We start from the raw sequence: 24,182 nt of genomic DNA on the forward strand, positions 1-24,182 counted from the left end.
GTGGGAGAAGGTGGCGCGCGGAGCGCGCCGGATGAGGGGTTCGATCCGCGGCGACAGTCATTTCACAGCAAGGACGATCGCCCGCGGAGGCAACCCCTCACCCGGCTTCGCTTTCAGCGAAGCCACCCTCTCCCACAAGGGGAGAGGGTGCACCGAGCAAGCCACCAATTATCTCACGGCGCGACCGACACCGGCGAGAAGTCGACGAACCAGCTCTTCGGCTGCACGAAGCCCTTGACCTTCGGGCTCATCGCGCGCGGGGCGACGTCATGCGCGACGTAGAGGAACGCGGCGTCATCGACCGAGGCGGCGTGCAGTTCGGCGAGCGCGGCATCGCGGGCCGCGGGATCGAAGGTCTGGCGGGCCTTCTTCACCAGCTCGTCGAACTTCGGATTGTTGATGAAGCCCCAATTGTTCGAGACCGGCGGCGCCATGCCCGATTGCAGGAAGCGCACCAGCGCGAAGAACGGATCCATCGCCGCATAGGTGACGTTGGTCGCATTCGATCCGTTGGCCGACGGATCCTTGGCGCCGCGCCGCCAGTTGGTGAACAGCGTATTCCACTCGATGACATCGAGCTGCACATCGAAATAGCACTCGGCCAAAGCCTGCTGCAGATACTCATTCATCGGCAGCGGCAGCATCTGGCCGGAGCCCGACGCCGAGGTCTGGATCTTGACGGTGAGCTTCTTGTTCGGACCGAAGCCCGCCTCCTGCATCAGCTTCTGCGCGGCCGGCTTGTCGTACTTGATCTGGAACGTCGGGTTGCCGCGCCAGGGATGGCCGGGCTCGAAGGTGCCGGTCGCCGGCACCATCAGGCCGGCGAGCAGGCCATCGCGCAGCCCTTCGCGATCGACGCAGAGATTGGCGGCCTTGCGGACGCGGATGTCGTTCCACGGCGAGCCCTCGACGCGCGAGAACTGCCAGGGCCAGACATGCGGCTCCTCGTTGGAATAGAGATTGAAGCCGCGCTGCTTGATCTCGGGCAACGCATCCGGTGCCGGCGCTTCGATCCAGTTGACCTGCCCGGACAGCAGCGCCGCGGTGCGGGCGTTGGCCTCCGGCATCGGCAACAGCACCATCTTGTCGGTCTTCGGCACGCGCGCCTTGTCCCAGTAGTTCTCGTTCTTCACCAGCTCGAGCCGCTCGCGCGGGGTGAAGCTCGACATATTCCAGGGCCCGGTGCCCGACGCGTCCTTGGCGAACGCAGCCCATGCGGCCTGCGATTTCGCCTTGGCGTCGGCGCCTTCGGCCTTGTCGTAGAATTGCTGCCACTTGGCCGGGCTCGCCATGAACAAATTGGTGAGGTTGATCGGCAGGAAGCTGTCGGGCTCCTTGGTGGTCAGCTCCACCGTCATGTCGTCGATCTTGCGCGCCGAGACCAAAGTCGGCATCCGCGAGGCGGTGACACCGACCTGGCTCGGATCGAATTGCGGCGCGTCCTGCTTCAGAACCTTGTCGACATTCCAGACCACGGCATCGGCGTTGAACGGCGAGCCGTCGTGAAAGACGACGCCGGGACGCAGCTTGAAGATCCACTTGGTCTTGTCGGCATCGTCGACCTTCCACTCGGTGGCGAGGCCCGGGATCAGCGCGCTCGCCTTGTCCGACGAGGACAGGTCCCACATCGTCAGCGCGTCGTACATCGTCAGTCCAGTGAAGCGATTGCCCTCAAAACCCTGGTCGGGCTGACCGAGCGTGCGCGGAATGTCGGCAGCCGTCATGCCAATGCGCAGCACGGTCTCGGCGCCGGCGATCGCCGGCACGCCGGCCGCAATCGCGAGCGCCAGCATGAATGCCGTCGCATTGGTCTTCTTGTTACGCATCTCAGCAACCCCTTCGAAGTCTGGTGACGTTTTGGTGATTATTTCTTGGGCAAGCGTATGCAATGCCTGTGCCAAGGGGAATAGTTCTTCAGCAAATTACCGCTGGGCGCGTCAATTCTTCCCACCTTCGGCTAAGACGCGGCAAGAGTGCCTATTCTGGCATCATGCTTGCAAGTTTTTGGCTCCGATTTCCCACCAACGGAGCCTTCAATATGCGTGCGCGCAATTCGATCCTGATGGCGGCAATGGCGCTTGCCCTGACCGCGGGCTGGCCGGCCTTGTCGGCGCGGGCGGAGTCCATTGTGCGCTACGGCATTTCGATGGCCGATATTCCGCTGACGACCGGCCAGCCGGATCGCGGCGCCGGCGCCTATCAGTTCACGGCCTACACGATCTACGATCCGCTGGTCGCTTGGGAGATGGACCTGGCCGACCGGCCCGGCAAGCTGGTGCCCGGGCTTGCGACCGAATGGAAGGTCGACGACACCGACAAGACCAAATGGCGTTTCACGCTGCGCAGAGGCGTAAAATTCCACGACGGCAGCGACTTCAACGCCGACGCCGTGATCTGGAATCTCGACAAGGTGCTGAACGACAAGGCGCCGCAATTCGACAAGCGGCAGAGCGGCCAGGTCAAGACCCGCCTGCCCTCGGTTGCGAGCTACGCCAAGATCGACGACTTCACCGTCGAGATCACCACCAAGACGGTCGATTCCTTCTTCCCCTACCAGATGCTCTGGTTCCTGGTCTCGAGCCCCGCGCAATATGAGAAGCTCGGCAAGGACTGGGACAAGTTCGCCAGCCAGCCCTCCGGCACCGGCCCGTTCAAGCTGACCAAGCTGGTCCCGCGCGAGCTCGCCGAGCTGACCAAGAACCCTGACTATTGGGACAAGAAGCGACTGGCGAAGGTCGACAAGCTGATCCTGATCCCGATGCCGGAAGCGCTGACCCGCACCAATGCGCTGCTGGCCGGCCAGGTCGATTTGATCGAGACGCCGGCGCCCGACGCCGTGCCGCAACTCAAGGCCGCCGGCATGCGGATCGTCGACAACGTGACGCCGCATGTCTGGAATTATCATCTGAGCGTGCTGCCGGGCTCGCCCTGGACCGACATCCGCCTGCGCAAGGCGCTCAACCTCGCGATAGACCGCGACGCCGTGGTCGGCCTGATGAACGGCCTCGCCAAGCCCGCCAAGGGCCAGGTCGATCCGTCGAGCCCGTGGTTCGGCAAGCCGACTTTCGAATTGAAGTACGACCTCGCGGCCGCGAAGAAGCTGGTCGAGGAAGCCGGCTATTCCAAGGACAAGCCGCTGAAGACCACCTTCATCATCGCCCAGGGCGGCACCGGGCAGATGCTGTCGCTGCCGATGAACGAGTTCCTGCAACAGAGCTTCAAGGAGATCGGCATCGATATCGACTTCAAGGTGGTCGAGCTCGAGACGTTGTATTCGCACTGGCGCAAGGGTGCGGCCGACGAGATGAACGCCGGCATCACCGCCAACAACATCGCCTATGTCACCTCGGATCCGCTCTATGCCATCGTGCGGTTCTTCCATTCCGGCCAGGTGGCGCCGACCGGCGTCAACTGGGGCGGCTACAAGAACCCGAAGGTCGATGCGCTGATCGACGAAGCCAAGCAGACCTTCGATACCGCCAAGCAGGATGCGCTGCTGGCGCAGGCGCATGCGCTGATCGTCGACGATGCCGCGCTGGTGTGGGTGGTGCACGACACCAATCCGCACGCGCTGTCGCCGAAGGTCAAGACCTTCGTGCAGGCGCAGCACTGGTTCCAGGATCTGACGCAGATCGGGGTGGAATAAGAGAAGGCGGGCAAAGGCGCGCAAGCGCCGTGCCCACCATCGCGAGCAGCGCAAGGTGTGGTGGGCACGCTGCGCTTTTGCCCACCCTGCAATCTGAATGTGCGGCGACTACTTCGTCGTCAACGCGAACGCGCCGTTCCAGTCGGGCGGCGGCGGGTGCTTCTCGAAATTGCGGATGCGCGCCTCGTAGAGATTGTAGAGCGACTGCAGCGCCCGGGCATCGTCGGTCTTGCGGCTGCGCTCGATCGCGGCGAGCGCGCCGTCCCAGTCGCGGCCGCGGTAGCAGGCGAGCATCTCGATGGTCAGGTTGCGCAGCCGCTGGAAGCGGCCGGAATTCGCCACGTCCTCGCGGCCGGCGATCGCGTAGATCACCTCGGGCTCCTTCTTGCCCTTGACCATGATGAAGTCGAGCTCGAGGATCGCGAACTTCTCCTTCACCGCCAGCGCGGTCTTCGATCCCACGATGATCGGGAAACCGTACTCCTTGGACTGGCCCTCCAGTCGCGAAGCCAGATTGACGCTGTCGCCGAACACCGAATAGTCGAAGCGCACGTCGGAGCCCATGTTGCCGACCACGCAGGTGCCGGTGTTGAGGCCGACGCCGATGTTGAGCGGCACATAGACATGGCCGCCGTCCTTGGCCTCCCGCTCGCGCGCCCGGTTGAGGTCGTCGACGCGCTCCAGCATGTCGAGCGCCGCCTCGCAGGCGTTGAGCTGATGCTGCTTGTCGTCGAGCGGCGCATTCCAGAACGCCATGATGGCGTCGCCCATGTATTTGTCGATGGTGCCCTTGCGGGCGAGGATCGCGTTCGACAGCGGCGTCAGGAAACGGTTCATCAGCGCCGTGAGGCCTTGCGGATCGCTCTTGTAGGTTTCCGAGATCGAGGTGAAGCCGCGCATATCCGAGAACATGATGGTCATCTCGCGCTCCTCGCCGCCGAGCACCAGCCGCTCCGGCGACTGCGCCAGCTGCTCGACCAGCGCGGGCGACATGTACTGCACGAACTGCGACCGGATCTGCCGGCGCTGCTGCTGTTCGCGCACGAAGGCGGAGAAGATCAGCGTCAGGTAGATCGCCGTGGTCGACATCAGCGGATAGGTGAAATCGATCAGCAGCCGGTGCTGGGAATAGAAATACCAGGACGTGCCGGTCAGCACCGAGGCGAACATGCCGCCGACGACGACCAGCGTGATCGGCCCGAACTTCGGCGCGAAGGCGATGACCAGGAGCCCCATGATCATCGCGGCGAGGAATTCGATCGCAATACCGTAGCTCGGCTGCGAAACCACGTCGCCGGTCAGCGCGCTCTCCAGCACCTGGGCATGAACCTCGACCCCGGGCATGGCCGGCGTCACCGGTGTGGTCTTGATGTCGTTCAACCCGACCGAGGAGGTGCCGATCAGGATCAGCTTGCCGGCGATCCGGTCAGGCGGAACCCGGCCATCCAGCACGTCGACGGCCGAGACATAGATCGAAGGGTCACGCCGGGCGTAGTGGATCCAGAGCTGGCCGTAGAGATCGGTCGGGATCGCAAAGCCCTTGATGCCGAGGCTCTGGATGCCGCCCTTGTCGGCCTTGATCAGGATGGTGCCGGAGCCGCCCGCCACCCGCAGCATTTCGAATGTCAGCGACGGCATGGTGATGCCCTGCGCGACCATCATCATCGGCACCCGCCTGACGATGCCGTCGCGCTCCGGCCTGATCGTGAACAGGCCTCGTCCGGCCGCGGCCTCCTCGAGCACCGGCACGTTGCGCAACAATCCCGGAAACTGGAACATGAAGCGCTGCGGCTCCTCGCCCAGCATCGCAAGCCCGGTCACCGGCAGCTTTTCGTTGAGGTCGGCGCGCACATTGGGCCCGCCGGATTCGCCGAGCACCACGCGCGAGTTCTTGATCGCCTCGGCGAAGATGCTGTCGTTGCTGGGCAGCTGCCGCAGCCTGGCACGCATCTCCTCGTCGAGATTGCTGAACGTATCGGCCGCGATATCCGGATTGAGACGGTCCGGCTCGGAGAACACCGCGTCGAACGCGATCACCACGGCACCGAGCCGGGTGAGATTGATGACGATGTCGGCGAGTCGCGTCCGCGGCCAGGGCCATTGCCCGAGCCGGGGATCGGCGAGGCTCCTCTCGTCGATATCGACGATGGTGACGGGCCGTGCGGTTTTCTGGCGGGGCTCGATCACCTGGAATGTGTCGAACGTCCTGACCCGTAGCTCCTGAACCGGAGCGGGATCAACGATCCGCAGCGCGGCAATGCCGATCAGCAGCGCCACGCAGGCCAGCCGCGCATAACCGAAGCGCCGTGCGAACCACCGTCGTATCGCCTTCAGCCGTTTCATGCCGTCTGGATATCACGCGGGGAGCGCAGTTCCAATCGAGCAGACGTTGCGCAATGCGGGAATTGGCTGGCTTTTCGGGAGGCCGGCGCTCGTCACGTATAATGAATGATGAAGTCGTTCTGGGACAGACTCGCCTTCGAGATGTTGTGCAACGTGATCGTGTCCGCACTGTCGATCGTGATCAGCGTATCCGCCGAATTCGTCGGCGAAGTCGTCACATTCTGATCGAACCAGCTGCTGAAGGTGCTCGTCGAGACGATTGTGGACAGGTCGATCTGGTCCTGGCCCGGCGTGAAGTTCAGGATCGTGTCGTGATTGAAGTTCGGCGCAAAGACGAACTTGTCCTGATAGCCCGATCCGAAGAACACGTCCTTGTCGCTGGTGCCGGTCAGCGTCACCGGCTGGGACGGATCTTGCTGGACGTTGAAAATCAGATTGACCGTATCGCTCGCGCCGCTTCCGTCGGTCACGGAGAGCGCGATCTTGTCGGTCGCTGGCGGCGTCTGGCCGGGGTTGTAGACAAGACCCGGCGACCCGAGCGCGGTGTTGATGTCCGAGAGATGGCCGAGCAGCGCCGGCGGCGCGACGCTGCTGCCCGAACCGGGGTCGGTCGCGGCCGCCAGGGTGAAGTTCTCGTTGGCGCCGGCATCGACGTCCGTGACGGTCAGGCCGGAGATCGTTTCGGTGCCGTTGGAATTGTCGGTGATGCTGATGTTGTCGGCATGGATCACCGGCGCATCGTTGGCGCCGACGACATCGACCGTCAGCGTCGCCGTCCCGGTCGCGCCATGCGCATCGATGGTCTCGACAGTGAACGTGTCGGCATAGGTGCCCTTGGCCAACGCGTTGATCGCGGCGTCATTGGGGATGTAGCTGTAGCTGCCATCCGCATTGACCGTGAGCGAACCGTAGAGGCCGCTGATCGCCGAATTGACCGCGACATGGTCCGAATTGAGGGCGGCATAGGTCAGCGTCGCGGTCTCACCATCGTCGACGTCGTGGCCATGGAGCGTGCCGGTCAGCGGGCTGAACGTGTCGTAGGCCGCGGTATCGGTCAGCGTGCCGGCATTGACGTCGGCGAGCGTCGGCGCGTCGTTGGCGCCAGTGATCGTGATCGTCACCGGCGTGGTGACGACGCCGCCATGATGATCGTCGATCTGGATCGTGTAGGTCAGCGTCAGCGTCTCGCCGGCGGCAAGGTAATCGAAGGTCTGGTCGGCGGCCGAGAACGTCCAGCTGGACGATCCGGTCACCCCGCCGGTCGCGTCCGTCAACGTGCCCAGCGACAGCCAGTTCAGGATGGTGGACGGGTCCTCGGGCAGGCCCCCGGTCGCGCCGGTTTCGGCCACAGCGGTGATGCTCATCGTGTGGGTGTCGCTGAGATCCGCATCAGTGAACGTCACGGCGCCCGACGCGGTATCCAGCTTGGATGACCCTGTCGTGTCGGGTTGCTCGGGAATGCTGGCCGCCTGCGCCTCGGAGGTGACGACCGGCGTGTCGTTGCTGCCGACAACCGTGATCGTCACCGGCTCGCTGATCACGCCGCCATGATGGTCGTCGACCTGGATCGTGTAGGTCAGCGTCAGCGTCTCACCGGCGGCGAGATAATCGAAACTCTTGTCCGCGGCCGAGAAGGTCCAGGCCTGCGATCCCGTCACATGGCCGGTCGAGTCGGTCAGCGTTCCCAGCGAGAGCCAGTTCAGGACCGTCGACTCGTCCTCGGGCAGGCCCGTGGTCGTCCCGGATTCGCTCACGCCGGTGATGGATACGGTGTGGGTGTCGCTGAGATCGACATCGGCAAACCCCACCACGCCGACCGCCATGTCCGGCGTCGATGAACCGGTCGTGTCGGGTTGCTCGTCGATGGTCGCGGTCGGCGGCTCCGACGTGAAGGTCGGGACGTCGTTGGTTCCGGTGATGGTGATCGTGACGGGCTGGGTGACGATGCCGCCATGATGATCGTCGACCTGGATCAGGTAAGTCAGCGTCAGCTTCTCGCCAGCCGCGAGATAATCGAAATTCGCGTCGGCGGCCGAGAACGTCCAGTGGCTTGATCCGGTGACGCCGCCGGTCGAATCCGTCAGCGTGCCGAGTGACAGCCAGCTCAGGATCGTGACCTGATCGGGCAGCCCCGTGGTGACGCCGGTTTCGGTGACACCGGCCACGGTGACGCTGTGGGTGTCGCTGAGGTCGACATCGGTGAAGGTCACGGTGCCGGACGCGGTATCCGGCTTCTGCGAACCGGTCACCCCCTCGGCCTCGGTGATGGCGGCCACCTGGGTCGGCGACGTGATCACCGGCCTGTCGTCGGTGCCGACGATGGTGATGGTGACCGGAAGCGTGACGACCCCGCCATGATGATCGTCGATCTCGATCGTATAGGTCAGCGTCAGCGTCTCGCCCACGGCGAGATAATCGAAACTCCTGTCGGCAGCCGAGAACGTCCAGGCGCGCGATCCCGTCACGCCATCGGTCGAATCGGTGAGCGCGCCCAGCGACAGCCAGTTCAGCACGGTGGCGTGGCTGGCAAGGCCCGTGGTGACGCCGGCCTCGGTGACGCCGGTGATGGTGACCGTGTGCGCGTCGGTCAGATCAGCATCGGTGAAGGTCAGCGTGCCGTGCGCGGTATCAGGCGTGGCGGAGTTCGTCGTCCATGGCAGCTCGGTGATCACGCCTGCCTGCGCCGAGGACGTCACCACCGGCGTATCGTTGGTGCCGGTGATCGTGATGGTGATGGTCGTGAACGCGGTCTCGTTGCTCGGCGCGTAGTTGTTGTCGACGCGCACCTGATAGGTCAGCGTCAGGGTTTCGCCGGCGGCCAGGAAGTCGAAGGCACCGTCGGCAAGGCTGTAGGTCCAGGTCGCCGAGCCGAAATTGGTGTTCAGCGGATTGGAATCGAGCTGCAACGGGATCTCGACCGCCTGGATCGCCGCCAGTTGCGCCGCCGTCAGCGACGAGGTGACATCGTTGCCACCGGCGTCGCGATAGCTGAACGCGCTGAAATTGACCGCGGCCGTCGGCCTGTCGCCGAGATTGACGTCCACCCATGTGATCTGGCCGGTCGCCGTATCGAACTGCTCGCTATGGGTCTGCCCGGCCAGTTCGGTGAACGTCCCGTTCTGCGTCACGACGTGCGGCGCACCGGGGGCGTGGTCAGTCTTGGCTGACGGGGCCTGTGGCCCGGCATTGCCGGTCAAGGCCAGCAGGAAGTTTGTCGGCAGGATCACGTCGCCGGTCGCGAATTTGAGGCTGGTCGTGACCGGGACGACGCTGTCGGTGAAGTTCGTCGTGAGCTTGGTGTTGGGATTGTTGTTGTCGGTAAACTTCAGCGCGAAGACGTCCGAGATCAGCTTCTGCGCATCGGCCGACAGTTGCGCCGACGAGACGAAGCTGACGCTGCCCTGGCCGTTGACGATGGTCTGGGTGCCGGCCTGATCGACGGTCGCGATCGGATTGAGCGTCGTCTTGTCGAACAGGATGTAGGAGCCGGTGGTGCCGTCAGGCTCGACCAGCACCTGAAACTTGGCGGGCGGCACGCCACCCGAGCCCTGCACGTCGAAATCGATCTCGACCAGCACGGCGGTGCCGCGAATGCCCATGGTCGCGACCGGCGTATCGACCTTCATGTCGCCATGCTTGGCGGTCGCGCCGGCCACGAACGAGATGGTGCCCGAGACGAGACTCATCAGCGACGAATTGCTCGACCCGTTCGGGTCGTAGATCATTTCGTTCAGCACCATCTTGGCGTTCGGCCCGAGACCGAACACGGTGCCGTCGATGAAGGTGATGCCGAGCGTCGAGTCGCTGCCCGACTGCACCACGTCGCCCTTGTTGACGTTGTCGCCCTGGTTCAGGACGATGGCGACGCCGTTGCGAACAGCGGTGGCGCTGCCCGTCAGCTTGGTGACATGGCCGATGACCTTGGCGGGCTCCGCTGCGCCGCCGGCCTGGGCATATTGGGTGTAGCCGGTGAGCGCGTTGACGAGGTCGCCGGTGAGATGCGCGCCTTCAGGCGACGCCAGGGCCGCGCGTTTCTCGCCCTTGAAGTAGTCGTGCAGGACGAGTTCCCGATCGTCCTTCGAGATGACGAGATCGAGCCCGGTCCGCTTGAAGTCGCCGGTGAACAGCAATTGCCCGTCGTCGACCGTGATCGCGCCAGGCGGAGCATGCGAGGTAACGCTTTCGACGTATGCCGATCCGCGGACATAAGGGTCCGCGCTCGGCGAATGGCCGTCGAATTTCCCAACAAAGTTCACTGCGGATCACCGCATGAGGGTTAATATTGGTAAAGTATCCGAATGATTACGCCTGCATATCATCGGATAAAGCTTGGCGAAACCATCCTTTGCTTTCGCAAGGTGTGCTGGTCGCGCCGTTTCAGCGGGTGTGACTTGGCTCACTCTCAGAAGAGTCGTGTAGTCAGAACTTGACTGACGGTACCATGAGATAGGATTCGAGCCAAGATGCGTACTGAGCCACGTATTCGTGGTATTGATTGGCATTTCTCTACTTGCCTTTATTTCCCCACAGCCCCGAGAGGGCATTTGACCCGATTTTTCCGGCTAAAGCTGTGACTTGGCTTACAAATCGCAGCTATCCTGCGCGCGGACTGGCCGGGTTAACCAGAAGGCAAGGGTGAGGCGTTTCGCGGTGGAAAAAGGTTCGCCGGTTCGTTTCACAAACCGGTAAAGTTTTCGGGACCCCGGGCAGGCGCCCTTCAGCCTGCTGGCGGGATTCCCCACATCTTAAGTCGATTCGAAGGGATCGTTGGCCATGCTCGCGCATGAAACGATCCGGTCGCGTGTGCGGTGTAGTGTCCACCCGCCGATGAGCGGACAGGGGGTGTCACATGGGACTGTCGCTTCGCTCGTTCGCACCGCGCGCCGTGATGCTGGGCATTGGCCTGGCCCTGGCTGCGCCAATGGCCGAGCTCAATGCCGCCTCGCTGCTGTCGCCCGGCCCGGCATCGCTGCTCAGGAAGTCGGCCGAGCCGTTCGGCCTGTCGACCAGCCTGCTTGCCGACGGCGGCCTGCACGACAAATGGCTCGGCGTACAGCGCCAGCTCGCCGACGAATTGGTGCAATTGGCCGCCTGCGAGAGCGACCGCGCCGGTTGCGCATCGCCGGAGGCGCGGCGGTTCCTGGCGATCGTCGACGCCGGACGGGCGCGTCATGGCCGTGCCCGGCTCGGTGAGATCAACCGCGCCATCAACCTGGCGATCCGCCCAGGCAACGATCTGGCGACCTATGGCGAGCCCGACGTCTGGGCCACCCCGCTTGCCACCTTCGCCCGCGGCAGCGGCGATTGCGAGGACTATGCGATCGCGAAATTCGTGGCGCTCGCCAAGGCCGGCGTCGCGCCCGAGGATCTGCGCATCGTCGTCATGCACGACCTGCTCGGCGGCGAGGACCATGCCGTGGTCGCGGCACGGCTCGACGGCCACTGGCTGACGCTCGACAACCGCCGCATGGCGATGATCGAGGACAGCGACCTCAGGAGCTTCCGGCCGACCTTCGTAATCGACCAGAACGGCGTCAGCCGCTACGTCGATGCGCCGCTCGTCACCGAAGCCGCATGGCGGCCGGCGGGGCGGTGAATTGACCGGCATTCGGTTCGCTGTCTGGGCACAATTCACAGCCACCATGGAACGTCATTGCGAGGAGCGAAGCGACGAAGCAATCCACTGCTCCGCATGTGCTGCTGAATGGATTGCTTCGCTTCGCTCGCAATGACGGCAGTACCGGCTCCCGTGCCGCCCCTCAGAACATCAAATTGTCCTTCACCAGAACCCAGCGGCCGCCCTTGACCTGCTGCACCTGGGTGATGGTGTTGGCCAGATGATCGGTCTTGGAGAATTTGGTCGGCGGCGAGCTGAAAATGTCGAGGAACTTGTCGCCTGACTCCAGCGCGTCCAGCATCTTCTGGCCGGTGAGATCCTTGCCCGCCTTCTGCGCATAGAAGGCGAAGGTCATCACCGCATTGTAGCCGATGATCGCCTGCGTATTGGCGTCGGAGTTGAACATCTTCTTGTAGTTGACCAGCCAGTCCTTCACCTTGCCCTTGGCGGTGTCCTCATAGGGGATCTCGAAGCCTGACGCCGCATAGAGCCCTTCGACGGCGTCCTTGCCGAGCGCCGGCACTTCGAGCACGTTGGTCGGCGTGGCGCCGAGGAAGGTGACGTCCCAGCCGAGCTTCTTCGCCTCATTCATCGCACCGATGGTCTCGCGGATCACGGTGCCGAGCACGACGAGGTCGCAGCCGTCGGACTTCATCTTGGCGACCTGCGCCGAGAAGTCGGAAGCGCCGCGCTTGTAGCTCGTGACGGAGGCCGGCTGCACCTTCATCGCAGCGAGCTGCTGGGTGAAGCCGTCGAGCACGTTTTTGCCGTACTCGTCGTCCTGATGCATGATGCAGGGCTTCTTGAAGTTCTTCCACTCCATCATGTATTTGAGCGCGGCGCGCGTGCTCTCGACATAGGGCAGCAGGTTGTTGAACTTCAACCGCTCCTGCGGCTTGGCGGGATCGAATTTGAAGGTGAATTCGGCGGCGGTCAGCGGAAACAGCTGCAGCACGCCGGCGTCGAACAGGATGTCCTGTGCGGCGAGCACGGTCGGCGAGCCCATCGGGCCGATCATCGCGAACACCTTGTCGCGCTCGACCATCTTCTGCGAGGCCAGCACGGCCTTCTTCGGGTCGTAGCCGTTGTCCTCCAGGATCATCTTGATCTTGCGGCCGTTGATGCCGCCGCCGGCGTTGATCTCCTCAACCGCCATCTTCATGCCGTTCGAGACCGGCACGCCCCAGACCTTGATCGGGCCGGACAGATCCTGATGCGTTCCGATCACGATCTCGGTCGGCGAGATGCCTTCATTGGTGACCTTGGTCTGGGCTGCGGCCGGCAGACAGGTCAGCGCCAGCGCGCTCACCGCAAGGCCCAGCGCCTTCAGCGATTTCGACATTGCAGTCTCCTCCTCAACAAGGGCCCATGGAGAGCGAAGGGTAGGGCCGGCTCGCTCCTTCGCCTTTTCCTGCTTCGGCTAAGCGACCGCCCGCGCGCCATACATGGCGTCGATCTCGGCCGCGTAGCGCTTGTTCACGAAACTGCGCTTCAGCTTCATGGTCGGCGTCAGCTCCTCGTCCTCGGGCGTCAGCTGGCGCTCGATCAGATAGAATTTCTTGATGGTCTCGACCCGCGCGAATTTCGCATTGACCGCCTCGACCTCGCGGTGGATCAGGTCCTGGATCTCACGGGCGCGGCACAGGCTCGCGTAATTGGTGAACGGGATGTCCTGGTCCTGGGCGTATTTCTCGACATTCTCCTGATCGATCATGATCAGGCAGGTGAGATACGGCCGCTTGTCGCCGATCACGACCGCATCCGAGACATAGGGCGAGAATTTCAGCTGGTTCTCGATCTCGGACGGCGTGACGTTCTTGCCGCCGGAGGTGATGATGATGTCCTTCATCCGGTCGGTGATCCTGACATAGCCTTCATTGTCGATCGCGCCGACATCGCCGGTGTGCAGCCAGCCCTTGGCGTCGATCGTCTCGGCGGTCTTCTCCGGCTGGTTGAGATAGCCCATGAACAGGAAGTCGCCCTTGATCAGGATCTCGCCCTTCGGGCAGATCATCACCTCGCCCCAGGGCGCGGCCTTGCCGACCGAGCCGAGCTTGATGCGGTCCGCCGGCATCATGGTCGCGACTCCGCAATTCTCGGTCTGGCCGTAGACCTCGCGCATGTCGATGCCGAGCGCGAGGTACCAGCGGATCAGATCCGGCGAGATCGGCGCCGCGCCGGTCAGCGCGATCCGGCAGCGATCGAGCCCGAGCATGCGGCGGATGTTGCGGAACACCAGCCAGTAGGCCGCACGGTTGGCAAGCCGCAGCGACAGCGGCGGCGGCGCGCCTTCCAATCGATACTCGGTCATCCGGTTGCCGATCGCGAGCGCGCGGGCATACACCCAGTTCTGGAACGGGGTCGCGTCCTTCAGCGCGATGGTGATGCCGGAATGGAACTTCTCCCAGATCCGCGGCACCGCGAGGAACGCGGTCGGCTGCACCTCGCGCAGATTGTCCGGCACCGTCTCCGGGCTCTCGGCAAAGTTCATCACCGAGCCGAGGGCGAGCGAGATGTAGTAGCCGCCGACCCGCTCGGCGACGTGGCAGAGCGGCAGGAACACCAGCCGTTCCTCGCTGTCGGTCGAGGGATAGAGATCGTTGGCGTGGCGCATCTGGTGCGTCACGCTGCGGTTGGAATGCATCGCCCCCTTGGGCGGGCCCGTGGTGCCCGAGGTGTAGACCAGGATCGCGAGATCGGCGGCGGTGCGGCTGCCGGTCATTTCATCCCACAGCGCGTCATTGCCCTGCGCATGATTGCGGCCGAGCGCGGTGAATTCGGCGAGCGACAGCACCATCGGATCGGAGAAGCCGGAAAGGCCCTCCATGTCGAACACGATGACCTTTTCCAGGGTCGGGCAGCGCGACCGGCAGGCCAGCACCTTGTCGAGCTGCTCCTCGTCCTCGACGAAGATGACGCGCGTGCGCGAGTCATTGACGAGGTATTCGACCTGCGCCGCCGAATCGGTCGGATAGATGCCGGACGACACACCGCCGGCGCACAGGATGCCCATGTCGGCATAGACCCATTCCGGCACCGCGTTGGCGATGATCGAGGCGACGTCGCCGGGGCGGAAGCCGGTCGCGTGCAGGCCGAAGGCGATGTCCCTGGAGATCTGCAGCCATTCGCGCCAGCTGGTCGGCTGCCAGATGCCGAACTTCTTCTCGCGGATCGCGGGCCTGTCGCCACGCGTTTGCACCGCGAGCAGAAAGCTCCGCGCGATCGTGTCGGCAACCGTCAGCACCGCTGGTCCTGCCATGCGCGCTCCCTCCTCTGCCGCCTGTCTCGCGCGCCGGGTTGTTGTGCCGGTCTTGTTGGCGAAACAGGCCTGAAATCTAGCTCCAACCCTCGCTCAACGCAGCGCCGACTTTCGTCGACGCCAACCTTCAACGCCAGGTCCTCCTAACGCCACGTCTTCTTCTTTTTCCAGCGCCGCTCGCCCCGCGCGCCGGCTTCCTTGGCGCCGAGATAGAACTCCTGGATATCGGGCGAATTCATCAGCCGCTCGCAGGTGTCGTTCATCACGACGCGGCCGATCTCCAGCACATAGCCGTAATGCGCGGTCTGCAGCGCGATCTTGGCATTCTGCTCGACCAGCAGGATCGACATGCCCTGCTCCTCGTTGACCCTGCGGATGATGGTGAAGATCTCCTTCACCAGGATCGGTGACAGCCCAAGCGACGGCTCGTCCAGCAGCAGCAGCGTCGGCCGGTTCATCAACGCGCGCCCGATCGCAAGCATCTGCTGCTCGCCGCCCGAAAGCTGGCCGGCCGGCTGGCCGAGCCGCTCCCTCAGCCGTGGAAAATAGCCGTAGACGCGCTCGAGGTCATGCGCCACACCGTCGCGGTCCTTGCGCAGATAGGCGCCCATCATCAGGTTCTCGCGCACCGACAGGAACGGAAACACCTCGCGCCCCTCCGGCACATGGCTGAGGCCGAGCCGCACGATCCGGTCAGCCTCCATGCGCTGGATCGGCTTGCCCAAAAATTCGATCGAGCCCTTTTGCGGGTCGAGGATGCCTGAGATCGTCTTCAGCACCGTGGTCTTGCCGGCGCCGTTGGCGCCGAGCAGCGTCACGATCCGGCCGCGCGGCACCTCGAGGCTGATGCCGCGGATCGCCATGATCGGCCCGTAATAGCTTTCGACGTTGGAGAGCTTCAGGATGATGTCCGGCGTGCTCATGCCATCATCCTCATGCGCCCAAATACGCGGCGACGACGTCGGGATGGTGCTGCACCTCGGACGGCGAGCCCATTGCCAGCACGCGGCCGTAGTTCAGCGCGATCACGCGGTCCGAAACCCGGTTGACCAGCGTCATGTCGTGCTCGACCATCAGCACGGTGATGCCGAGCTCGCTCTTCATGTCGCGGATCCAGAACGACATATCGTCGGTCTCCTCGACATTGAGGCCGGACGACGGCTCGTCGAGCAGGATCAGCTTCGGCTCCGAGCACAGCGCGCGCGCCAGCTCGATCACCTTGCGCACGCCGTAGGGCAGCCCCGAGATCAGCTTGTCGCGGTAAGGCTCGAGATCGAGGAATTCGATCACCTGCTCGACCCGGCGGCGATGCGCCTTTTCGCCGGCGCGGACGCTCGGCAAGAATAACAGTTCCTGCCAGAGCTGGGTGGTGGAATGCCGATGCCGGCCGACCAGCAGATTGCTCAGCACCGTCGCATTCTCGAACAGCTCGATGTTCTGGAAGGTGCGCGCGATCCCGAGCCTGGCGATGTCGTAGGCCGGCTGCTGGGTGATGTCCTGGTCCTCGAAGAAGATCTTGCCCGACGTCGGCGGATAGATCCGCGAGATCAAATTGAAGATCGAGCTCTTGCCGGCGCCGTTGGGCCCGATGATCGACAGGATCTCGCCCTTCTCGACCGCGAAGCTGACGGCGTCGACCGCCTTGAGGCCACCGAAATGCAGCGACAGGTTCTCGGCGCGGAAATAGCTCATCGGTTCCGCTCCGATTTCACATAAATCTTCTGCCGCTTGAAGGTCGCGCGCTTGTACAGCGGGAACAGCTGGAAGAAGAGCTTGATCTTGAGCCAGCGGCCGTAAAGTCCCAAGGGTTCGAAGAGGACGAACACCACGATGATGATGCCGTAGATCGCGCCCTTCAGCCCGTTGGCCGAGGCGAAGGCTGCAACCGCATCCTGGATATGTCCCGCGCGCTCGGGGCCGGCACCCAGCGTCGCCGCGACGCCGCCGATCACGCCGGGCATGTCGTCCTTCAGATAGGTCAGGAACGGATCGATCATGACCAGGAAGATCGCGCCCAGCACCGCGCCGTGCAGGCTGAATGTGCCGCCGATCAGGATCACGATGATGAACTCGATCGAGAGCTGCAGCGTGAACATCTCGGGCGAGATGAAGGACAGCTTGTGCGCGAACAGCACGCCGGCGAAGCCGGTGATCGCTGCCGAGATCGCAAACGACTTCACCTTGTAGAGCGCGACATTGATGCCCATGCTGCGCGCCGCGGTCTCGCTGTCGCGGATCGCGACAAAGGCGCGCCCGGTCGGCGAGCGCAACAGGTTGAGCGTGCCGACGATGGTCAGCACCAGCACCGCGAGGCAGAGGTAATAGAACGTCGGGCCGTCGCGCGACACCGTGGTGCCGAACAGCTGCATCGTCTTGACCCGCATGCCCTCATTGCCATGGGTCACGCTTTCCCAGCGCGCCAGGATTTCCTCGACGATGAACGCAAACGAGATCGTCGCGATCACGAGATAGATGCCCTGCAGCCGCAGCGCCGGAAACCCGACCAGCGCGCCGACCACGCCGGTCAACAGCCCCGCGGCGAGGAAATAGACCGGAAACGGCACGTTGAATTGCTGCAGATAGGCCGCAGTGTAGGCGCCGATCGCCAGAAACGCGGCGTGGCCGAGCGAGGCCTGTCCGGTGAAGCCGGTCAGGATCATCAGCCCGACGCCGACGGTCGCATAGATGCAGACGAAGACCAGCTGGCTCATCAGATAGCTAGAGAGCACGTAGGGCGCGATCAGCAGCACCGCGAGCAACAGGCCGTAGGAATAGACGTAGCCGGAATGCGGGAGCAGCCTGATGTCGTCTTCGTAATCGGTCTTGAAGAGAAACCGCATGCGTCCTCCTCAAACCTTCTTGCGGACGTGAAGGCCGAACAGGCCTTCGGGCTTGAGCAGCAACACCGCGAGCAGCACGATGTAGGGCGCGACGTCCTTCCATCCCTGCGGCAAATAGAAGCCGGCCATGCTCTCGATCACACCGATCAACACGCCGCCGACCACCGCGCCCGGGATCGAGCCGAAGCCGCCGAGCACCGCGGCCGGAAACGCCTTCAGCCCCAGCACCAGCCCGACATTGGAGTGGATGAAGGTGATCGGCGCCAGCAGCACGCCGGCGCAGGTCGCGACCGCCGCCGAGATCGCCCAGACGATCGAGACCACGCGCTTGACCGGGATGCCCATGTAATAGGCAGCCAGCATGTTCTCGGAGCTGGCCCGCATCGCGGTACCGAGCGTGGTGCGGTTGAAGAACAGATAGAGCAGCGCGCACAGGATGATGGTCGCCGCGATCACCGACAGCTTGTCATAGGCGAGTACCAGGCTGCCGATCCGCAACACGCCCTGGCTGAACGGCGTCTCGATCTTGAAGTCGTCGGTGCCCCAGATCATGCCGGCCACCGAGCGCAGGAAATAGCCGAGCCCGATCGTCGCCATGATGATGGAGAATTGCGGATAGCCGAGGATCGGCCGCACAACGACCCGTTCGGCCAGCATGCCGAACAACGCCATGCAGATCACCGCGCCGGCGAAGCCGACCCAGTAGTTCAGCCCGAGCATGCCAATGAAGGTGAAGGCGAAAAAGCCGCCCAGCATCATCAAATCGCCCTGCGCGAAGTTGACGACCTCGGTTGCCTTGTAGACCAGCACGAAGCCGAGCGCGATCAGGCCGTAAACGCAGCCGAGCGCGATGCCGCTGACGAGCTGCTGAACAAAGTCCAGCATCGTTCCCTCCCCGATGCCCGGCGATTCTTATCCGATCGCTCGTCGCATCCCGCCTTCACGCCCTTGTGTCGGAAGCGCTGAAAGCCGCTATGTCCGCCCCGATTGAGCCAAAACGCCCGATCCCTGTCAACAAACCGCTGATCCGGCTGTATCATCACATTTGCGAAGATTGCCCGCAGCACGGGGTAATACGGATATCGCCTGCGATTTGCCCCGTGCGATTCACTGCACCGAAACGGTTTTTGTCCAAGTTTGCGCAACCGACGAGCGAAATCCCGGATCGCCACCGCATCATGACATCGCAACTGTCCGCACTCGCCCTGCGAGGGTTAACCAAGCGTTTTGATCGCCCGGCGGTCGATGCGCTCGATCTCACCATCCGGGTTGGGGAGTTCTATGCGCTGCTCGGGCCGAACGGCGCCGGCAAGACCACGACGCTGCGCATGGTGGCAGGTTTGCTGCGTCCGGATGCCGGCTCGGTGTCGATCCTCGGCATCGATGCGCTGGCCGATCCGGTCGCAGCCAAGCAGATCATGGCCTGGGTGTCCGACGAGCCGATGATCTATGACAAGCTGACGCCGCTGGAATATCTCGAATTCGTCGCCGGCCTGTGGGGCATCGATCCCCGCACCTCGGAAAAGTCGGCGCGCGAGCTCCTGGTGTCGCTCGGGCTCGAGCCGCATCTCAACGAGCGCTGCGAGGGCTTCTCCAAGGGCATGCGCCAGAAGGTGGCGCTCGCCGGCGCGCTGGTGCACGAACCCCGCCTGATCATCCTCGACGAGCCGCTGACCGGCCTCGACGCGCTGTCGGCGCGCCACGTCAAGGGTCTGTTGCAGGAGCGCGTCCGCACCGGCTGCACCGTGATCATGACGACCCACATCCTCGAAGTCGCCGAGCGCATGGCCGACCGCATCGGCGTGATCGCGGCCGGCAGGCTGATCGCCGAGGGCACGCTCAATGAACTGCGCGAGCAGAACGGCCGCAACGACACCACGCTCGAGGACATGTTCATCGCGCTGGTCGATACCGAAGCGGCGGCCGCGTGAGCTCGGTCGCCCATCTCAGCTGGTTCGCCCGCCACGAATTCCGCCTGGCGTGGCGCGAATGGCTGGCGATGATGACCGGCGGCCGGCGAAGGCGCAATCGCGCCGTGATCGGACTTGTGGTCTTCGCCGCGATCCTGCATCTGCCGGCCTATGCCGTGGTCAATCGCTATGCCGACTTGAGGTTTCCGCTCGATCCGTCGTCGCTGATCGTGCTGACCGCGACAGTCTTCCTGGCCTGGGCGCTGATGCTGTCGCAGGCGATCGAATCGGTGACGCGCGTGTTCTATGCCCGCGCCGATCTCGATCTGATCATGTCGTCGCCGGCCAAGCTCACCAACATCTTCTCGATCCGGATCGTCGCGATCGCGCTGACGGTGAGCAGCATGGCGCTGTTGCTGTCGACGCCGTTCATCGACGTCCTGGTGTATCTCGGCGGCCAGCGCTGGCTCGCCGGCTTCGGCGTCGTGCTTGCGATCGGACTGTCGGCGGCCGCCACCGCAATTGCCGTCACCGCCTTCCTGTTTCGCCTGATCGGGCCGATCCGGACCCGGCTGGTGGCGCAGGTCGTCTCCGCGGTCATCGGCGCGGGTTTTGTCATTGCGCTGCAGGTCGTGGCCGTGCTGTCCTACGGCACGTTGTCGCGCTTTGCCTTTTTGACTTCGGATACCGCGGCACACATCGCCCCCGCGCTCGACAGCCTGCTGTGGTGGCCGGCGCGCGCATCGCTCGGCGATCTCGACATCATGATGCTGCTGCTCGCGGCAAGCCTCGTGCTGCTCGGCGTCGTGATGGCGGCCTTCGCGCCGCGCTTCGCCGACACGGTCGCAAGCGTCGCCGCCAATCCGGCTGCGGTCACGCGGGGGCGCGCCCGCGCGTTCCGCCCCGGCTCGCGGCAACAGGCGCTGCGGCGCAAGGAGTTCGTGCTGCTGCGCCGCGATCCATGGCTGCTGTCGCAGAGTCTGATGCAGATGCTCTATCTGCTGCCGCCCGCGCTGATGCTCTGGCGCAGCTTCTCCGGCACATCGACCGCGATCGTGCTGATCACGCCTGTTATCGTGATGGCCGCAGGCCAGCTTGCCGGCGGACTTGCCTGGCTGACCATTTCGGGCGAGGACGCGCCCGATCTGGTGGCGACCGCGCCGCTGCCGCCGTCACGCGTGACCCGCGCCAAGATCGAGGTGGTGCTGATCGCAATCGCGGTGGTGTTCACGCCGCTGGTGGCCGCTCTGGCGTTCGCCTCGCTGGCGCAGGCCGTGGTCACGGCGATCGCGATCCTGATTGCGACCGCATCCGCCGCCGCGGTCCAGCTCTGGTTCCGCGCACAGGCCAAGCGCAGCCAGTTCCGCCGGCGCCAGACTTCCTCCCGCATTGCGACCTTCGCCGAAGCCTTTTCCTCGATCGGCTGGGCCGCAACCGCGGCGCTGGCGCTGACGATCCCGGCGGCCGCGCTCGTCAGCGGCATCATGACCCTGCTGACGCTCACGATCGCCTGGAAGATCAGCCCGCGGCAGCGCTGAAACCGAGCTACGCCTTCATCACTTCCATCACCGCCGCTGCAAACGCCTCCGGCGCTTCCTGCGGCACATTGTGACCGGCGCCCGGAATTGCGCGATAGGCCAGGCGGCATGTGTATTTTGCGGCGGTGCGACTGCCGTCGCTGACGAACGTCACGCCGTCGTCGGCGCCGTCGAGTGAGATGGCGGGGACGGTGATCACAGGCAATGTATCGAGCCGCCGCTGCACATCCGCGTATTGCGGGTCGCCTTCGACAACGCCATAGCGATGCCGATAGCTGTGGATCACGACGTCGACATAATCGGGATTGTCGAACGCGATCGCGGTCCGCTCGAAGCAGGCCTCGTCGAACGTCCAGCTCGGCGACCATTGCGACCACAGGATCCTTGCGATGCCGCGCCGGTTGGCGGCAAGCCCAGCGCGGCCGCGCTCGAGCTGGAAATAGTACTGATACCAGAGCGGGACCTCGCGCTCCGGCGGCGCCGGCACCATCGCGTGCGCAATGTCCTGGATCATGTAGCCATTGGTGCAGACCAGTCCGAGGCAGCGTTCCGGCCACAGCGCCGCACCGATCGATGCGGCGCGGCCGCCCCAGTCATAGCCGGCGAATACCGCACGCTCGATGCCGAGCGCATCCATCATCGCCATCATGTCGGCGCCGACCGCGGCCTGCTCGGCCGAACGCGGCGTCGCCTTATCGCGGAACATCGTCGGGCCGTAGCCGCGTAGATAGGGCACGACGACCCGGCAGCCTTGCGCGGCCAGGATCGGCGCGACGTCGACAAAGGAATGGATGTCATAGGGAAAGCCGTGCATCAGCAACACCACCGGACCATCCGCCGGGCCGGCCTCGTAATAGGCGATGTTGAGCACGCCTGCGGCGACATGGCGCAATGGTTCGAGCCGCTTGGTCGAAGGCGCGCGCGGCGAGGAGGCAGTGTCGGTCACGCATAACTCCTTAAATCTCGGTTGTGTGCGCGGCATGGTAGCGCGTCCCGGCGCCGGAATCGCCTGGATCGTGTTGCAGTCAGCGCCGTGGAGCGATGCGCCGGCCTCATCATGACGGCGCGCCAATTGCGCGGTAGTCTCGCCTCGGCGGATGTCGCCGAAGGCGGAACAGGTCATGCTGAGATTGCTCGCCGCGCTGGTCTTGCTGGGATCATTGACCGGCCATGCCTTCGCGCAGGACGCCCGGCGCAGCGAATGCCTCGCGATGGCCAACGCGCCACTGCGCGCTACCCCCGTGAGCTACCGGCGCGTCGCGGCCAAAACCGAGGAGGTCGCCATCACCTATGCCGGCCATTCCACCTATTACATCGACACGCCTGGTGGCGTCCGGATCGCGACCGACTACAACGGCGTCTATCAGACCGGACGGCTGCCCGACGTCGCGACCATGAACCGGGCGCATGCGACGCATTACACGCTGTTCCCCGATCCCAGGATTGCCCACGTGCTGCACGGCTGGGGCGAGAACGGCCAGGCCGCACATTACGCGGAGCGGATCGGCGACGTCTACATCCGCAACGTTACGACCGACATCCGCCGCTATTGGGGCGAGGACCCCGGCGGCGAGATGATCAAGGACGGCAATTCGATTTTCATCTTCGAGGTCGCCGGCCTCTGCATCGGCCATCTCGGCCACCTCCATGTCAAGCTCGACGACAGCCAGTTCGCGGCGATCGGCCGGCTCGACATCGTGATGGTGCCGCTCGACGGCACCTATACGATGTCGCTCGACGGCATCTCCGAGATCACCAGGCGGCTGCGTGCATCGGTGGTGCTGCCGATGCACCGCTTCGCCACCCCGCTCGACGAGTTCATGCGGCTGATCGGCCAGCAGTTCGAGATCGACCGCCGCGGCAGCGAGCGTACCTTGCGGATTTCCCGCGACACGCTGCCGGCGACGCCGACGGTGATCATCCTCGACGGCGTGTAAAGACTCTGTTCAAGAAGAAGCAAAACCAACGGGAGTGAAAATCGATGGCCAGCACGTTACCCGCCTCCGCCAGCGGGCTCTATGCCAATCCGCGCGAAGACTGGCTCGCCCAATACACCGAGGAGATCATCGATCCGAACAGGCCGATCGTCGATCCGCATCACCATCTCTGGGATCGCGGCGGCCTGCGCTACCTAATCGAGGAGATGCGCGACGACATCGCTTCCGGCCATAACATCGTCGCGACCGTGTATGTCGACTGCCGGTCGATGTACCGCGCCGACGGCCCGGAGGCGTTCCGCCCGGTCGGCGAGGTCGAGTTCGCCAACGGCGTCGCGGCGATGGCGGCGAGCGGCGGCTACGGCAAGGCGGCGATCTGCGCCGGCATCGTCAGCCACGTCAACCTTCTGCTCGGCGACCAGGCCAAGGCGGTGCTGGAGGCGGAGATATCAGCCGGCAACGGCCGGTTCCGCGGCATCCGCCACTCCTCGGCCTGGGACGAGGACCCCAACGTCGCCCATATGTACGCCAACCGGCCGAAGGGCATCCTGCTCGATTCCACCTTCCGGGGTTCGCCTGCCTGGCGCCGCTCGGCCTCAGCTTCGACGCCTGGCTGTTCCATCCGCAGATCGGCGAGCTCACCGACCTCGCCCGCGCCTTCCCCGACACCCGAATCGTGCTCGACCATTGCGGCGGCCCGGTCGGCACCGGCCGTTTCGCCGGCAAGCGGGCGGAGACCTTTCCGGTCTGGAAGGCATCGATCCAGGAGATCGCCAGATGCCCCAACGTCGTGGTCAAGCTCGGCGGGCTGGCGATGTGCCTGCTTGGCTATGACTTCCACCTCCGCCCCCGCCCGCCGTCGTCGGAGGAACTCGCCGCCGCCTGGCGGCCTTATGTGGAGACCTGCATCGACGCGTTCGGCCCCAACCGTTGCATGTTCGAGAGCAACTTCCCACCTGATAAGGGGCAATGCAGTTATCAGGTCATCTTCAACACCTTTAAACGGCTTGCATCACAATATAGCGAAGCCGAGAAGACGGCGTTGTTCTTGAAGACGGCAAAGGATGTCTATCGGCTCGATATCGGGTAAGC

General features: G+C 64.2%; 15 protein-coding genes and 1 pseudogene. 6 read left to right on the forward strand and 10 right to left on the reverse strand.

Translation table 11 applies throughout. The features are described 5' to 3' along the window. Nucleotides 1-173 precede the first annotated feature (173 nt). Nucleotides 174-1,793 carry an ABC transporter substrate-binding protein gene (locus ACVMB0_RS05185; RefSeq protein WP_461349594.1) on the reverse strand — a complete coding sequence of 540 codons (1,620 nt, stop codon included), beginning with the start codon at nt 1,791-1,793 and terminating at the stop codon, nt 174-176. A 245-nt stretch (nt 1,794-2,038) separates the two neighbouring features. Between ACVMB0_RS05185 and ACVMB0_RS05190 the strand changes: the two genes are divergently transcribed. Beyond that, nucleotides 2,039-3,646 (forward strand): ABC transporter substrate-binding protein, encoded by a 1,608-nt coding sequence (locus tag ACVMB0_RS05190; RefSeq protein WP_461345516.1) that lies wholly within the window; start codon nt 2,039-2,041, stop codon nt 3,644-3,646. A gap of 108 nt (nt 3,647-3,754) precedes the next feature. Here the strand turns inward: ACVMB0_RS05190 and ACVMB0_RS05195 are convergent, their stop codons facing one another. Both ACVMB0_RS05195 and ACVMB0_RS05200 read right to left on the reverse strand, forming a co-directional pair. Then, the gene (locus tag ACVMB0_RS05195) at nt 3,755-5,989 is read right to left on the reverse strand and encodes a CHASE2 domain-containing protein (RefSeq protein WP_461345517.1); all 2,235 of its coding nucleotides are present in this window, start codon (nt 5,987-5,989) and stop codon (nt 3,755-3,757) included. Nucleotides 5,990-6,081: 92 nt separating this feature from the next. Continuing rightward, entirely contained in the window at nt 6,082-10,245 is a 4,164-nt protein-coding gene (locus tag ACVMB0_RS05200) for a VCBS domain-containing protein (RefSeq protein WP_461345518.1), read from the reverse strand. A gap of 593 nt (nt 10,246-10,838) precedes the next feature. On the opposite strand from ACVMB0_RS05200, the gene ACVMB0_RS05205 reads away from it, so the two are divergent. Beyond that, nucleotides 10,839-11,585, forward strand: a complete 747-nt coding sequence (locus tag ACVMB0_RS05205) for a transglutaminase-like cysteine peptidase (RefSeq protein WP_461345519.1) — start codon at nt 10,839-10,841, stop codon at nt 11,583-11,585. 163 nt (nt 11,586-11,748) lie between these two features. On the opposite strand, the gene ACVMB0_RS05210 is transcribed toward ACVMB0_RS05205, so the two are convergent. The 6 genes from ACVMB0_RS05210 to ACVMB0_RS05235 all read right to left on the reverse strand — a co-directional run bounded on the left by ACVMB0_RS05210 (nt 11,749) and on the right by ACVMB0_RS05235 (nt 18,590). After that, nucleotides 11,749-12,948, reverse strand: coding sequence for an ABC transporter substrate-binding protein (locus ACVMB0_RS05210; protein ID WP_461345520.1), 1,200 nt, complete (start codon nt 12,946-12,948; stop codon nt 11,749-11,751). Between the two features lie 78 nt (nt 12,949-13,026). Next, the gene (locus tag ACVMB0_RS05215; protein ID WP_461345521.1) at nt 13,027-14,865 is read right to left on the reverse strand and encodes an AMP-dependent synthetase/ligase; all 1,839 of its coding nucleotides are present in this window, start codon (nt 14,863-14,865) and stop codon (nt 13,027-13,029) included. Nucleotides 14,866-15,008: 143 nt separating this feature from the next. Then, nucleotides 15,009-15,788 (reverse strand): ABC transporter ATP-binding protein, encoded by a 780-nt coding sequence (locus ACVMB0_RS05220; protein ID WP_461345522.1) that lies wholly within the window; start codon nt 15,786-15,788, stop codon nt 15,009-15,011. Nucleotides 15,789-15,798: 10 nt separating this feature from the next. Beyond that, a complete protein-coding gene (locus ACVMB0_RS05225; protein ID WP_092119690.1) occupies nt 15,799-16,557 on the reverse strand; it encodes an ABC transporter ATP-binding protein in 759 nt (252 codons plus the stop codon). Beyond that, the gene (locus ACVMB0_RS05230) at nt 16,554-17,705 is read right to left on the reverse strand and encodes a branched-chain amino acid ABC transporter permease (RefSeq protein WP_461345523.1); all 1,152 of its coding nucleotides are present in this window, start codon (nt 17,703-17,705) and stop codon (nt 16,554-16,556) included. Before ACVMB0_RS05230 ends, ACVMB0_RS05225 begins: the two co-directional genes overlap by 4 nt. 9 nt (nt 17,706-17,714) lie before the next feature. After that, on the reverse strand, nt 17,715-18,590 hold the full coding sequence (locus tag ACVMB0_RS05235) for a branched-chain amino acid ABC transporter permease (RefSeq protein WP_050423026.1): 876 nt from the start codon (nt 18,588-18,590) through the stop codon (nt 17,715-17,717). A gap of 293 nt (nt 18,591-18,883) precedes the next feature. Here ACVMB0_RS05235 and ACVMB0_RS05240 point away from each other — a divergent pair, with 293 nt between their 5' ends. Both ACVMB0_RS05240 and ACVMB0_RS05245 read left to right on the forward strand, forming a co-directional pair. Continuing rightward, nucleotides 18,884-19,636, forward strand: coding sequence for an ABC transporter ATP-binding protein (locus tag ACVMB0_RS05240; RefSeq protein WP_461345524.1), 753 nt, complete (start codon nt 18,884-18,886; stop codon nt 19,634-19,636). Beyond that, a complete protein-coding gene (locus ACVMB0_RS05245; protein WP_461345525.1) occupies nt 19,633-21,153 on the forward strand; it encodes a permease in 1,521 nt (506 codons plus the stop codon). The genes ACVMB0_RS05240 and ACVMB0_RS05245 overlap by 4 nt, the downstream gene beginning before the upstream one ends. 7 nt (nt 21,154-21,160) lie before the next feature. On the opposite strand, the gene ACVMB0_RS05250 is transcribed toward ACVMB0_RS05245, so the two are convergent. Further along, on the reverse strand, nt 21,161-22,099 hold the full coding sequence (locus ACVMB0_RS05250; RefSeq protein ID WP_461345526.1) for an alpha/beta fold hydrolase: 939 nt from the start codon (nt 22,097-22,099) through the stop codon (nt 21,161-21,163). A gap of 175 nt (nt 22,100-22,274) precedes the next feature. Here ACVMB0_RS05250 and ACVMB0_RS05255 point away from each other — a divergent pair, with 175 nt between their 5' ends. Continuing rightward, entirely contained in the window at nt 22,275-23,090 is an 816-nt protein-coding gene (locus ACVMB0_RS05255; RefSeq protein WP_461345527.1) for an MBL fold metallo-hydrolase, read from the forward strand. A 44-nt stretch (nt 23,091-23,134) separates the two neighbouring features. Continuing rightward, nucleotides 23,135-24,180 (forward strand): annotated as a pseudogene (locus ACVMB0_RS05260) (amidohydrolase family protein). Nucleotides 24,181-24,182: the final 2 nt, after the last annotated feature.

This window comes from Bradyrhizobium sp. USDA 4451, from assembly GCF_054822585.1.

Excerpts from the sequence above, each read along its gene's own strand:
- ACVMB0_RS05185 (WP_461349594.1), bottom strand. The coding sequence starts at position 1,793 with ATGCTGGCGCTCGCGATTGCGGCCGGCGTGCCGGCGATCGCCGGCGCC.
- ACVMB0_RS05190 (WP_461345516.1), top strand. The coding sequence starts at position 2,039 with ATGCGTGCGCGCAATTCGATCCTGATGGCGGCAATGGCGCTTGCCCTG.
- ACVMB0_RS05195 (WP_461345517.1), bottom strand. The coding sequence starts at position 5,989 with ATGAAACGGCTGAAGGCGATACGACGGTGGTTCGCACGGCGCTTCGGT.
- ACVMB0_RS05205 (WP_461345519.1), top strand. The coding sequence starts at position 10,839 with ATGGGACTGTCGCTTCGCTCGTTCGCACCGCGCGCCGTGATGCTGGGC.
- ACVMB0_RS05210 (WP_461345520.1), bottom strand. The coding sequence starts at position 12,948 with ATGTCGAAATCGCTGAAGGCGCTGGGCCTTGCGGTGAGCGCGCTGGCG.
- ACVMB0_RS05215 (WP_461345521.1), bottom strand. The coding sequence starts at position 14,865 with ATGGCAGGACCAGCGGTGCTGACGGTTGCCGACACGATCGCGCGGAGC.
- ACVMB0_RS05220 (WP_461345522.1), bottom strand. The coding sequence starts at position 15,788 with ATGAGCACGCCGGACATCATCCTGAAGCTCTCCAACGTCGAAAGCTAT.
- ACVMB0_RS05225 (WP_092119690.1), bottom strand. The coding sequence starts at position 16,557 with ATGAGCTATTTCCGCGCCGAGAACCTGTCGCTGCATTTCGGTGGCCTC.
- ACVMB0_RS05230 (WP_461345523.1), bottom strand. The coding sequence starts at position 17,705 with ATGCGGTTTCTCTTCAAGACCGATTACGAAGACGACATCAGGCTGCTC.
- ACVMB0_RS05235 (WP_050423026.1), bottom strand. The coding sequence starts at position 18,590 with ATGCTGGACTTTGTTCAGCAGCTCGTCAGCGGCATCGCGCTCGGCTGC.
- ACVMB0_RS05240 (WP_461345524.1), top strand. The coding sequence starts at position 18,884 with ATGACATCGCAACTGTCCGCACTCGCCCTGCGAGGGTTAACCAAGCGT.
- ACVMB0_RS05255 (WP_461345527.1), top strand. The coding sequence starts at position 22,275 with ATGCTGAGATTGCTCGCCGCGCTGGTCTTGCTGGGATCATTGACCGGC.